Source organism: Flavobacterium foetidum (assembly GCF_004634245.1).
GTDB lineage: Bacteria > Bacteroidota > Bacteroidia > Flavobacteriales > Flavobacteriaceae > Flavobacterium > Flavobacterium foetidum.
Map to the genome: position 1 here is coordinate 159,280 of NZ_SJTF01000011.1, position 13,297 is coordinate 172,576.

Sequence of the window (13,297 nt, forward strand, 5' to 3'; positions counted from 1 at the left end):
TTCTAATCCGTTAAGAAATAAATGAATCCTATCAAACTATTTAAAGCGTCGACATTTACCTATACTCCATTTGGCAATTATATTCCAGGCGATCTCGATTTTTTGTCAAAAAACAATATTGTTTTAGTAGATAATGTTAAAGATGCAGATGTTATTATCTCACAGAATTATAAGCACTTAACAAAGTATTTTTGGAGATTTATTCAGAAAAAGAAATTTTTAGTCTGGACAAATGAACCAAGATTTGACACATCTTTTAAGGCCTTAAAGAAGATTTTTTTCGGATTGATAAAAATTCATTTTATGAATATTTATACAAAGGATGTCTTTGTGTCCAATTTATCTTTTACCGCAGTGTTGATAAATAAAAAATTGGAGCTCATAACAAAAATTAGCCCAGAAAAGACGAAAAATGCCGTAGTCTTAATGTCTTATTACGGAGGGTTAAATGCTCCAAAACTAATACGAGATGGAGTAAATATTGATTTAATTACATTGAGAGCATATATTGCTACTGAAGGTTATAAATCTTCTGTTATGGATATTTATGGAAAAGGATGGCCTGAGGGTATGTCTAAGGAAAATTCGAGAGCTGGCGAATGGAGGACGAGAAAACAAACTTTATTAGAGCCTTATAAATTTAATTTATGTTTTGAAAATACCATTGCTTTCAATTATCTAACAGAAAAAATTTGGGATAGTATAGAAAGTTACTGCCTTCCTATTTATTATGGCGCAGGAACTAATGTATATGAAATTTTCCCTGAAAATAGTTTTATAGATTACTCTAAATTTAATAACCCCAAAGAATTGTTTGATTATATCGAGCAAATGCCAGATAGTGAGTACATTTCAAGATTAAACAAATGTATAAATGTTTATAACGCTATAAGCGAGAAAGGTGCTGACTTAGAACATTCGGAAAGGAAGATGGTGTTGGAGAAAATTGTTCAAAAGCTTAGATTTATTGTGCAAAGGGCCAACAATAAATAAGTAATGATGTGCTGCATCGTTCTAAAAATAATTAAAAGGAAATATGGTAAATCAATATATAGAAGCATATAAATCAATTAATAATTCTATCAGTAAGACGGAGCTAATATATCCGCTCACTAATAGAGGATTTTTTTCGGAAATTAATAATCTAGTTCTAGCGGCCTTGTTTTGTCTTGATAATAAAATCAAGTTAAGACTTTGCACTAGAAATTGGGTTGGAGGAAAATGGAATGATTATTTTATACCTCTGCTTGAAGAGTATAACGGGCTAATGCCAGTACCTAATGATGTGTTTTCTAAAAAAAGAGAGGATGTTTTCTTAAAAATGTATCATAAAAATCTAAAAGGCAGGAAGATTTTACAAGATGATATCTGGAAAGAAATGAGAAGCAGTTCATTTACCGAAAAGTATTTTAATTTTCCTGAGTTAGGTATTGACGGATCTATTTTTGCAGCTAAAAGACAGCTTTGCAACATACTGCTTAGTTATAATAAGGAAACTTATGAAGAAGTTTTTTTAATGAAACAAGCTGATAGCGATTTTGTAAAGGATAGTTTCGGAATTCATATTAGAAGAGGTGATAAAGTAAGTGGCAAAACAAAAGAAGCTGAACTATTTGATGTTGAGCTCTATTTAAATAAAGTTCAAGAAATTAATTCGGAAATTAAAAAAATTACCATCTGCACAGACGACTACAATGTCGTGGAAAATTTTCAAGAAAAATCACCTGGATTTATTTATTTAAGCTTTTGTGATTCAGCGAAAAACGGTTATTTTCAGGCTCAATACAATAAAACAAAAGACATTAAAAGAAAAAGAGCAGAAGTTATAGATGTTCTAAAAGATGCCAATTTACTAATAAATTCAAAAATATTCATAGGAACTAATTCAAGCAATATTTCACGTTTTGTCACCTTGATGCGAAATAATAAAGATTGTTATAGTCTCGATACAGAATGGTCTCCTTTATAAATAGTAAAAAACTATGAAAAAAACCGCCATAATACCACTTCGCAAAAATTCTAAAGGAATTCCGGGCAAAAATAAAAAGAAAATGCTGGGGCGTCCGCTTTTTTCATGGGTGCTCACAGAAGCTGTTTTTTCTGAATTAGATGAGGTGTATGTTTTTACTGATGATGAAGAAATAATAGCATACATTGAAAGAGAATATTTTTGGACTCCAAAAATAAAAGCCCTCTTGCGCAATGATGAAAATGCATCCGATACTGCATCGACAGAAAGTGCCATGATTGAATTTGCGGAGGCTGTAAATTATGATTTTGAGCTGCTTTGTCTGCTTCAGGCAACGTCGCCACAAACAACCGCATCAGACATTAATGCCGTATTGAACGAAGTCATCAACAATAAAAAAACGTCAGCGATAACTGTTGTAAATACCCATCGATTCATTTGGAATGAAGACGGAACTCCACAAAATTACGACGTTTTCAATCGCCCGAGAAGACAAGATTTCAATGGGCTATTAATTGAAAACGGAGCGGTTTACTGTACAACAAAAGAAGCTTTTTTAGGTTCAAAAAACAGAGTGAGCGGTACAATAGGTTTGGTTAAGATGGCAGAAGAATCTCTTGTAGAAATCGATAGTTTGTCGGATTGGGATATTGTCGAAAAACTACTGGCGGATCGCCAAAAGAGAAAGAAAACACATCAACGTATTGAATATTTGATCCTTGATGTTGATGGTGTTTTTACAGATGGTTGCGTTTACTATGATCAGAACGGAGAAATGGCTAAAAAATTTGATATGCGTGACGGAATGGGATTGGAAATTTTAAGACAGAATCAGGTGGAGGTTATTGTGTTAACTTCAGAAAATTCTGAATTAGTCGCCCAGCGAATGAAGAAATTGCAGCTAAATCAAACTTTTTTAGGGGTAAAAGATAAGTTTTCGTTTTTAACACATTTTCTTTCAGAGAGAAATAGTAGTTTTGGCGCCGTTGCGTACGTAGGTGATGATGTCAATGATCTTGCAAATATATGCAGTGCTGGCTGGTCGTTTACTCCTGCTGATGCGGTAGACGTAGTAAAGGCTAATGCTGATTATGTTTTGACTCATGCCTCTGGAGCAGGTGCCATACGAGAAACTTGTGAAATTTTATTAAAGTATAATAAACGTTATGAAGGAATTTAAAAAACCTTACGTCATTGCCGAAATAGGCTGTAATCATAAAGGTGAAATGGCAATAGCCAAAGAATTAATAAAAATTGCTAAAATCTTCGGGAATGCAGATGCCGTAAAATTCCAAAAACGCAACAATAAAGAACTTTTAACAGAAGAGCAGTATTATGCACCGCATCCAAATGCCAGTAACTCTTACGGAGATACGTATGGCGCGCACAGAGAATTTCTCGAATTTGATGCTGTACAGCATGCGGAACTAAAATCCTATTGCGAAGAAATCGGAATTGTTTATTCAACTTCGGTTTGGGATACTACATCGGCAAAAGAAATTGCAGCTTTAAATCCGGAATTTATTAAAATCCCTTCCGCTTGTAATAACAATTTTGAAATGCTGGGTTGGTTATGCGAAAACTATTCGGGCGAACTTCACATTTCAACCGGAATGACAACCAAAAACGAGACCGATATTTTGGTAGATTTCTTTTCTTCAAAAGGAAGAAACAAAGATTTGGTTTTATACAATTGTACTTCTGGTTATCCTGTTCCGTTTGAAGATGTATGTCTGCTGGATATTAATCTTCTAAAACAAAAATACGGAGACAAAGTCAAACATATCGGTTTTTCTGGCCATCATTTAGGAATTGCTGTCGATATTGCAGCCTATACGCTTGGCGCCAATATCATCGAAAGACATTATACACTTGACAGAACGTGGAAAGGTACAGACCACGCAGCTTCTCTCGAGCCAATGGGTTTAAGAAAACTGACGCGTGACTTACAGGCTGTTTATGAGGCTTTGACTTATAAATCCTCGGATATTTTACCGATAGAACAAGTACAAAGAGACAAACTGAAAAATAAAAAGGTATAATATTCTATGTTGTCAGGCAGAATCAGGCTTTTTTGGTGGAATGAAAGAATTATTCAGGGGAAATCTCATGAAAACTACGGAGATATTCTTGGAAAATATCTTGTAGAAAAAATATCGGGGAAAAAAGTTGTTTTCGCTTGGCCTAAAAAATTCTCTTTTTTAGATTGGTTTGCGCCTATTTATGTTACTGTTGGCAGTATTTTGGCTAACGTAAACAAAAAATGTATTGTTTGGGGAAGCGGTATTATTGACCAGAAAACCCCAATTAAGAAAGCTGTCTTTTTAGCTGTCCGTGGTCCTCAGACAAGAAAATTTCTTCTAAATTCAGGATATGATGTTCCTGAGGTTTATGGCGATCCGGCGCTTTTGTTGCCTAGATATTTTAATCCGAAAGTCGAAAAAAAATACAAATACGGCTTTGTTCCCCATTACAATGATTATAAACAAGTAAAAGACTGGTTTGTAAATAATGAAGAAATTTTGCTGATTGATATGATGACTAATGACATCGAATCTAAAACAGTTGAATTTTTGCAATGCGAAAAAATCATTTCCTCTTCATTGCATGGCGTAATTATAGCACATTCGTATAATATTCCTGCAGTCTGGCAGAAATTCTCTAATAAAGTTTTTGGCGATGATATAAAGTATCAGGATTATTTTGAATCTGTTGAAATGCCATTTTATAAGCCTCAGATAAAATCGGAAGTTTACACAGAAACTGAAATAAAAAATCTTTTTGAAGAATTGCCAAGTCTGCCTCAAAAAGAAAAAATTATCGAATTATGCGACGGACTTATGGAAGTCTGTCCTTTTAAATAAAACGTTTTTTAAGTCTATCCCAAGTCTATTTAAATTTTAAATGAAAAAGAACATCTTTATTTTTCTGCCAGACGGTGTCGGGCTTCGCAATTTTGCCTTGACTGCCTTTAAAAGCATCGGTGAAAAAAATAACTACGATATTACCTATTGGAATAATACTCCTTTTTCAATCTCAGAAAAATTAGGTTTCAAGGAAGTTCATATCAAAGATACTTCTCTGCATCCTTTTACAACGGTCTATACGCGAGCTCGCAAGCGTATGGAGTTGAACTTTTTTGACAAGCAATTTAAAGAAACCGTTTATAATACTTATAATTTTCCGCATTCATATAAAGGGGTTAAAAATGCTTTTAAGAGCCTAATGGTCGACGCTCTAACCACTTTTGGATCTAATGAAAAAGGAATTAATTTCGTTCGAAATAAAATTAAAAAATTAGAACGAAGCACTCCGAAATACCAGTACTGCAAAAAACAACTCGAAACTCATAGGCCAGATTTTATCTTTTGCACCAACCAGCGTCCTACACAAGCAATCGCACCAATTTTGGCAGCTCAAGATTTAGGAATTCCAACAGGAACTTTTATATTTTCATGGGATAATCTTCCTAAAGCAACGACTCTCGTAGAAACAGATTATTATTTTGTGTGGAGCGAGCATATGAAAAAAGAGGTTTTAATGTATTGCCCGTATGTAAAAGAAAATCAGGTTTTTGTTACAGGTACTCCGCAATTCGAAAGCCATTTTGATAAAAGCCTTTTGCAAACAAAAGAAGAATTTTATAAATCGCACAATTTAGATATTTCTAAAGAATACATCTGTTATTCTGGAGACGATATCGTAACATCTCCTTTAGATCAATATTATTTAGAGGACCTTGCCGTTTCTGTTAGAGAATTAAACAGTCAAGGTTATTCTTTAGGAATTATTTATCGAAAATGTCCTGTAGATTTTACAAATCGCTATGATGCAGTACTAGAAAAATATAAAGACGTAATTGTAAGCATAGATCCGCTTTGGAGCCCGGTTGGGGAGAGTTGGAACGAAATTATGCCTACAAAAGAAGATTTCGCTTTACAGGCAAATGTATGCGAACATACTGCTTTTGTTGGTAATATTGCTTCGTCCATGGTATTCGATTTTGCAGCACATGATAAATCATGTCTCTTTTTTGATTACGAACAGCCGCAACTAAAAAAAGGAATCCGTGATATTGGACAAAATTATAAATACATTCATTTTAGATCCAAACCTTCTGAAGAAGCTGCTTTATGGATAAGAGATAAAAAAGATCTGACTTCTACAGTGAAAGACATTCTTGATGGAAAAATTTCAAGTGTGAAAGAAAGCAAAAAATGGTTTGAGATTATTGTAGGATCCGAACCAACAAAAGCATCTGAAAATATTTGGAAAAGTTTTAATGAGATTTTAAGAAAGTAATTAATTTATGTTTTTCAATTCTCTAGCATTTGCTATTTTTCTACCAATCGTTTTCTTTTTATATTGGTTTGTTTTTAATAAAAATAAAAGCACACAGAATGCTTTATTAATTGTTGCAAGTTACTATTTCTATTCTTGTTGGGATTGGAGATTTTTATTTTTACTGGTTTTTTCAACATTTTTAGACTATTATACTGGAATTCAAATTGAGAAAGGAAAATCGGAGAAAAGCAGAAAATTTTGGTTCTGGCTGAGTATTATTGTCAATCTAGGATTTCTGGGAATCTTCAAATACTACAATTTCTTTGCTGCTTCTTTTGCCGAAATGTTTACTTCTTTCGGGTTTAAAGTAAGTCCTGTTTTACTGAATGTAATTCTGCCAGTCGGAATTTCGTTCTACACTTTCCACGGACTATCTTACGTAATTGATATTTATTATAAAAGAATTAAAGCCGAATACAATTTTGTTGATTACTCTTTATTTGTGAGCTATTTTCCACTTTTGGTTGCAGGACCAATTGAGCGAGCTACTCATTTGCTGCCACAGGTAAAGCTAAAACGTGAGTTCGATTTGGAAAAAGCAAAAGAAGGAATTTGTCAGATAGTTTGGGGCTTGGTCAAAAAAGTTGTGATTGCGGATACTTGCGCCGTTTATGCAAATGCGATTTTTGACCATTACACTTCCATGAATACTTTTTCACTGATTTTAGGAGCGATTTATTTTGCTTTTCAGATTTACGGAGATTTTTCAGGTTATTCAGATATTGCGCTTGGGGTTTCTAAATTGTTTGGTATAGACCTGCTTCGAAATTTTAATTATCCTTATTTTTCAAGAGATATCGCAGAATTCTGGAGACGTTGGCATATTTCGCTTTCATCTTGGTTTAGAGATTATTTGTACATTCCGTTAGGAGGAAGCAAAGGTGGACTTTGGATGAAAATTAGAAATACCTTTATCATTTTTATCGTTAGCGGATTTTGGCACGGAGCTAATTGGACCTATATTGTTTGGGGATTTATCAACGCAGTTTATTTTCTTCCTTTATTATTATCTAATAGCAATAGAAACAATATAGATTCTGTTGTTTTAAAATGGGATCTGGAATCTCTAAAAACTATTTTCAGCATTTTGTTTACTTTTTTACTGACTTGTATTGCTTGGGTATTTTTTAGGGCACGAACAATTTCTGACGCTTTTTTATATTTAAGAAGGATAGTGACAGATTGGAATTTCAGTTTACAATATTTGGATAACGAGCGCTACAATTATGAAATAATTGTAATGGTTGGCATTTTTGTTTTGGTTGAATGGTTTAATCGCACTAAAGTTGAACCGATTTCAGGAAAAAATAGTTTGCTCAAAATAGCGTTAGCCATAATGGCCATAATCGCTTTTGGTACTTATTCTGATTATAAAGAATTTATATACTTTCAGTTTTAAATGAAAAAGTTTTTACTGTATATCGTTAAGATTTTTGTCGTTACTGCTTTAATTGCTGTATTTTTAGACGGCCTATACACCTACATTTTCATGCACTCGAAAAATAGAGGAAAGATTGAAAGTGTTGTAAATTCTGAAGTTCAAAAATATGATGTCGTGATTTTAGGGTCGTCAAGAGCAAATAATCATTTTGTGTCTCAGATGTTTCAGGATAAAGGAATCAAAACTTTTAATTACGGAATGAGTGGCGGTCATTTGTTTGAAGCGTCCTTAATGTTGAAGTTAATGATTGAGAGAAAATACCAGATTAAAAATGTAATTCTCGAAGCCGATTTAAACCTTTCAAACGACAAACAATCCGAAGGGGTCTCGGCTAAATTTTTACCATTTATTCACAATTCAGAAGTAATAAAAAAACACTTTGAACATGAGAAAGATTTTAACGAACTCCACTTTATTCCTTTTTACAGATATATAAAATACGATTCGAAGATTGGTTTTCGAGAGATGTTTAAAATTGTAAAAAAAGAGGAAACAAATGCATTGGATAATCTAGGATTTTATCCATTAAAAAAACATAAAAATGGCAATATGAAGAATAATATTGTCAGTTTGAATCCGCTGCCACATAACAAGTATTATGAAGAAATAAAATCAATCTGTAAAAAGAACAATATTAATTTTATTGCAGTAATGACCCCAATGTGCGAAAATGTGGTGGGAATGAATTATTTCGATAAAGTAAAAAAAGCTTATCCAGAGATTCATAATTATGAAAACACTGTTATTGAAGATAAATACTTTTCTTCATGCGGACACATGACAGATGAAGGAGCAAAAATGTTTACAGCTAGAATTTTAAAAGATTTTTTTAAGAAATAATGCATATAGCTTTTTTGACCCCAGAATTTCCTCACCCAAAAGTGACTCATGCCGCTGGAATAGGAACTAGTATAAAAAACCTCACGACAGCTTTAAGTAAAGAAGATGTTAAAGTTACTGTTTTTGTGTTCGGACAGAAAACTCAAGAAGTTTTAGAAGAAAACGGAATCACAATACATCTTATTCAAAATAGAAAATATAAAGTTTTTGGATGGTTTTTTCATCGAAAATACATTCAAAACTATATCAATTCGGTTGTCAAAAAAGAAAAAATTGATTTGCTGGAAGCTCCTGATTGGACAGGAATCACAGCTTTCATGAATTTTGATATACCCCTTGCCATTCGTTTTCACGGAAGTGATACTTATTTTTGTCATTTAGAAAACAGACCGCAAAAACGCAAGAATTTCTGGTTTGAAAAGACAGCGATAAAAAAAGCAAATGCATTTATTGCTCCAACAACTTTTGCTGGTCAAGTCTCAAAAGAATTATTTAAGATTAAAAATAAGGAAATCAGAACCATTCATTACGGATTAGAAACAGAAAAATTTGAGAATGGATCTCCTGAAGTTTTTGAAAAAGGACTGCTCTTATATATTGGTACTCTGATTAGAAAAAAAGGAGTTTTAGAGCTTCCTGAAGTTTTCAGTAAAGTACGTAAGATTTTTCCAGATGCAAAATTGGTGTTAATTGGTGGCGATTCTGTTGATATTGCAACAGGTTCAAAATCTACTTGGGCATTGATGCAGGAAAAATTTAAGAATGACGATTTGCAGAATGTGATTTACACGGGTAAAATTCCGTACGAAAAAGTCCAAGAATACATTAAAAGAGCAAATGTATGTGTTTTTCCAACTTATGCAGAAACTCTAGGAATGGTAACCATAGAATCGATGGCAATGCAGAAACCAGTTGTAAACAGCAACATAGGCTGGGCAAAGGAATTGATTATTGACAATAAAAGCGGATTTTTGGTTTATCCTTCTGATCATGATTTGTTTTCAGAACGAATTATAGAGATTCTCAAAAATGATTCATTTGCACTTCAAATTGGCAAATCAGCACGAAAAAGAGTGCTTGAAAGATTCGATATAAGTAAACTCGTTCATGACAACATACAGTTTTGCAAGGAGATTATAAATTCAAATAAGCAATCATGATTATTATCTATCATCAAAAAAATAAAATTGTTGAAGTTGAAAATGATCAGGGATTACTAAAATTTCAAGATAAAAATCCAGTAGTGGTTTTATTTGAAGCTGCGGAGAAATTTGAAAATCAATTCATTATTTGGTGCCATATTGATTTGAAAGACAATTTAAGTCTTAAAAATCTGAAATCTGTTTTTCATCACAAAAAAATAATGGCATCTTATAACCCTGGTCACAATTCTTTCTTGCCTAATTCAATTGGTTATGTAGATGGAGCACCTTTTTTAAAAATCAATAAAAATGTTGCTTATCCAACCTGGATGATGAGTTCGTGGGTGGGAGGTATTCATGCATCAATTTTAAAAGTTCTTAAAAAGGATTTTTGCCATATCAGAAATCTCGGTTTTTTTTTAATTTCCCTTGCAAAGAAAGCTTCTGACGAAGGACTTTTGTGTTACTCAGAACCAAAATTATTAAAAGATAAATCTGTTACAGTAGCAGAGTTCAAAGAAGATTTTTTCATTTTGTTTCAATTTGTCAAACAGAATTATAAAGCTCAATGGACTTTCTTTTTATTTATTTGTCTAACATTGTTTGAGAGAAAATTTAAGTTTTTGCCTCTTCTTTGGAGTTTCTTTTTTAAAAACAAAAAATTAACGACAGCTGTTTTAGATAATATCGAAGTCATTTCTTCAAAAAATGTTGTAGAATTAGGAACTATAGATGTAATAATTCCAACGATTGGGAGAAAAAAGTATCTTTACGATGTTCTGAAAGATTTAGCTGTGCAGACTCATTTGCCAGTAAATGTAATTATTATCGAGCAAAACCCTAATCCTGAGAGCAGTTCCGAATTGGATTACTTGACGTCAGAAGATTGGCCGTTTACTATAAAACACACATTCACAAATCAGTCTGGCGCCTGCAACGCACGTAATCTCGCTTTAAATCAAGTTGAAAGCGAATGGGTATTTTTGAACGATGATGATAACAGGTTTGGTTCTGATTTGCTTGAAAATGTTTTGAGTAATTTAAAAAGATTTGGTTTGCAAGCACTAACAACATCTTATCTGCAAACAAATGAGATTAAAAAAGATTTGAGAGTAAAACAACATTCTTTTTTTGGTTCAGGAAACAGTTTTATTTGTTCAAACGTACTAAATAAAGTGAAGTTCGATATGAAATTCGAATTTGGATACGGAGAAGATATTGATTTTGGTATGCAACTTAGAAACATCGGGACAGATATAATTTATTTCCCTAATTTAGAAATACTTCATCTAAAAGCTCCGATTGGTGGTTTTAGAACAAAACCAGTTTTGAGATGGTCTTCTGACCCTATTCAGCCAAAGCCTTCGCCAACGGTTATGCTGTGCAAGCAACTTCACTTAACAATAAATCAGGTAAGTGCCTATAAGTTTATTCTGCTTTTAAAATTTTATAAAGTTCAAAAAATAAAAAATCCAATTTTGTACTATGCAAATTTTAAAAAGCAGTGGAGACAAAGTTTATATTGGATGAACAACTTAAGAAACAGCTGATGAGATTCTCATTAATCATTTGTACGTACATGCGCCCAATATCTTTATTGAGTCTTTTGAATTCAGTGAAGGGACAAAATTTATATCCTGATGAAATTCTAATTATTGACGGTTCTGTAAATAAGGAAACTGAAGCAATTTTTCGTGAGAATGATTTTCCAAACTTAACATATTTTTTAGTTTCTGATGAAAACCGAGGTTTAACAAAGCAGAGAAATTTTGGTATTTCTAAAGTAAATCCAGATTCGGATTTTATTTGTTTTATAGATGACGATACAATTTTAGAATGCGATTATTTTCAAGAAATTGCCATAACTTTTCAAAATTATGCTGAAATTACTGGAGTAGGAGGAGTTGCGGTAAATGAAAATAAGTGGAAAGAAAAACAACCTGAGGTATTTTACGATAAACGGAAATATTATTTCTTTGAAGGCTTTGTTTATAAGGAAGGGCTACGAAATGTAGTTCGCAATTATTTAGGACTTGCATCAGATTTAGGGCCTGGTAAAATGCCTTCCTATTCACACGGCAGAACCTGCGGATTTCCTTTAACCGGCAAAATGCATGAAGTAGATTTATTAATAGGAATGTCAATGGCATTTCGAAAGAATGTTTATGAAAAAATAAAATTCTCAAAATTTTTTGAAGGATACGGTTTGTATGAAGATGCCGATTTTAGCCTTAGAGCATTGCAGTTCGGAAAAAACGTTATTAATACTAAAGTAAAATTAGATCACTTTCATGCACCCTCAGGAAGACCAAATCAATATAAATATGGAAAAATGGTGGTTCGAAACGGTTGGTATGTATGGAAAGTAAAAAATCCAAATCCAACTTTTAAAGACCGTTTGAAGTGGAATTCTATAACCATTTTACTAATTCTAATTAGATCGACCAATGTATTGACCGAAAAGCAAAAAAAAAGTGCTTTTACAGAAAGCTTAGGCAGAATGGTAGGATTGGGAACATTATTATTTAATAAACCCAAAATGCAATGATTTTTTTACTAAAAAAGAAAATACTCAAAAAGCTTAAAGAATTTAAAGAGAGTTACTCGCAAGTTCGTTTTTATAAAGAAAATGAACCAGTGATTTATATCCATTTAAACCATAAGACAAAGGTTAGGACTTATTTAAATCTTTTTTTCCGAATTCGTAGCTGTTACAAAGAGCCAATCGTTATAAAGTTTTCTGTGCTTCGAATGATTTTTTTAGCAAAATGGTTTAAGAATCTTGATTATATTTATTTTGAAGCACCATTTTCAAATAACAAAAAAGCTAAGGTTTTCAGTCATAAGCAAAATGCTGATTTCATAGTTAATTACAATTATAAACAAATTTATAGTGTAAATGATTTTCAAGAGAATGCACTTCCGTATATAATGCATCCGGGAAATTATATGCAAGGAGAAGTTAATAAATTACCTAAAAAAGCAGGTATTTTAATGAGCGGGAATTTTGAAGAAAAAATTTATAATACCAAAACAATACAATTAAATTTCGGATTATTAAACCGATGGGAAATCTATCAGGAAGTCATAAAATACAATGAAATAATTTCAGTCTCAGGAACTGATTTTGTAAATGAACTTGATTCTAATAGATTTAATGGCAAATTTGTTCTTATGAAATGGCAGTCAGGAGCGATTCCTACAGATAAATGGAGACATTATCTTTCTGCGGCCGATTTTATTTTCTGTGCTCCTGGAATGACAATGCCAATGTGCCACAATGTACTAGAAGCAATGTCGGTTGGTGTAATTCCGATTTTAAATTATGCGCATTGGTTGAATCCTTCATTGCAAAATGATTATAATTGTTTAGTTTACGAAAAGGTTGGTGATATTAAAATCGTGATAGATAAGGCGCTGTCTATGTCTGGGGAAACTAAAAATAAAATGATGAAAAATGTACTTGATTATTACTCGCAATATTATCAAAATTTTGATTTTGAAAAGAGTGGCAGTAAAGATTTAATTTTGTTGAATGAAAATACAAACGATTTAAAATAA

At 32.5% G+C, this 13,297-nt stretch carries 12 protein-coding genes; all 12 read left to right on the forward strand.

What is annotated here, in order from left to right; all coding sequences use genetic code 11:
- Positions 1 to 21: 21 nt before the first annotated feature.
- On the forward strand, positions 22 to 993 hold the full coding sequence (locus E0W73_RS15015; protein WP_135222870.1) for a glycosyltransferase family 10 domain-containing protein: 972 nt from the start codon (positions 22 to 24) through the stop codon (positions 991 to 993).
- Between the two features lie 43 nt (positions 994 to 1,036).
- Positions 1,037 to 1,969, forward strand: a complete 933-nt coding sequence (locus E0W73_RS15020; protein ID WP_135222871.1) for an O-fucosyltransferase family protein — start codon at positions 1,037 to 1,039, stop codon at positions 1,967 to 1,969.
- 13 nt (positions 1,970 to 1,982) lie between these two features.
- Positions 1,983 to 3,149 carry an acylneuraminate cytidylyltransferase gene (locus E0W73_RS15025; RefSeq protein ID WP_135222872.1) on the forward strand — a complete coding sequence of 389 codons (1,167 nt, stop codon included), beginning with the start codon at positions 1,983 to 1,985 and terminating at the stop codon, positions 3,147 to 3,149.
- On the forward strand, positions 3,136 to 4,011 hold the full coding sequence (locus tag E0W73_RS15030) for an N-acetylneuraminate synthase family protein (protein ID WP_135222873.1): 876 nt from the start codon (positions 3,136 to 3,138) through the stop codon (positions 4,009 to 4,011). The genes E0W73_RS15025 and E0W73_RS15030 overlap by 14 nt, the downstream gene beginning before the upstream one ends.
- Positions 4,012 to 4,017: 6 nt before the next feature.
- Positions 4,018 to 4,833, forward strand: a complete 816-nt coding sequence (locus tag E0W73_RS15035) for a polysaccharide pyruvyl transferase family protein (RefSeq protein ID WP_135222874.1) — start codon at positions 4,018 to 4,020, stop codon at positions 4,831 to 4,833.
- A gap of 40 nt (positions 4,834 to 4,873) precedes the next feature.
- A complete protein-coding gene (locus E0W73_RS15040) occupies positions 4,874 to 6,271 on the forward strand; it encodes a glycosyltransferase family protein (RefSeq protein ID WP_135222875.1) in 1,398 nt (465 codons plus the stop codon).
- 7 nt (positions 6,272 to 6,278) lie between these two features.
- Positions 6,279 to 7,712 carry an MBOAT family O-acyltransferase gene (locus tag E0W73_RS15045; RefSeq protein WP_135222876.1) on the forward strand — a complete coding sequence of 478 codons (1,434 nt, stop codon included), beginning with the start codon at positions 6,279 to 6,281 and terminating at the stop codon, positions 7,710 to 7,712.
- Positions 7,713 to 8,594 carry a hypothetical protein gene (locus E0W73_RS15050; protein ID WP_135222877.1) on the forward strand — a complete coding sequence of 294 codons (882 nt, stop codon included), beginning with the start codon at positions 7,713 to 7,715 and terminating at the stop codon, positions 8,592 to 8,594.
- Positions 8,594 to 9,754: a glycosyltransferase family 4 protein gene (locus E0W73_RS15055; protein WP_135222878.1), complete on the forward strand. Its 1,161-nt coding sequence runs from the start codon at positions 8,594 to 8,596 to the stop codon at positions 9,752 to 9,754. The genes E0W73_RS15050 and E0W73_RS15055 overlap by 1 nt, the downstream gene beginning before the upstream one ends.
- On the forward strand, positions 9,751 to 11,286 hold the full coding sequence (locus E0W73_RS15060) for a glycosyltransferase family 2 protein (protein WP_135222879.1): 1,536 nt from the start codon (positions 9,751 to 9,753) through the stop codon (positions 11,284 to 11,286). Before E0W73_RS15055 ends, E0W73_RS15060 begins: the two co-directional genes overlap by 4 nt.
- Positions 11,286 to 12,284 carry a glycosyltransferase family 2 protein gene (locus tag E0W73_RS15065; protein ID WP_135222880.1) on the forward strand — a complete coding sequence of 333 codons (999 nt, stop codon included), beginning with the start codon at positions 11,286 to 11,288 and terminating at the stop codon, positions 12,282 to 12,284. The genes E0W73_RS15060 and E0W73_RS15065 overlap by 1 nt, the downstream gene beginning before the upstream one ends.
- Before the next feature lie 203 nt (positions 12,285 to 12,487).
- Positions 12,488 to 13,297 carry a glycosyltransferase gene (locus E0W73_RS15070; protein WP_244248488.1) on the forward strand — a complete coding sequence of 270 codons (810 nt, stop codon included), beginning with the start codon at positions 12,488 to 12,490 and terminating at the stop codon, positions 13,295 to 13,297.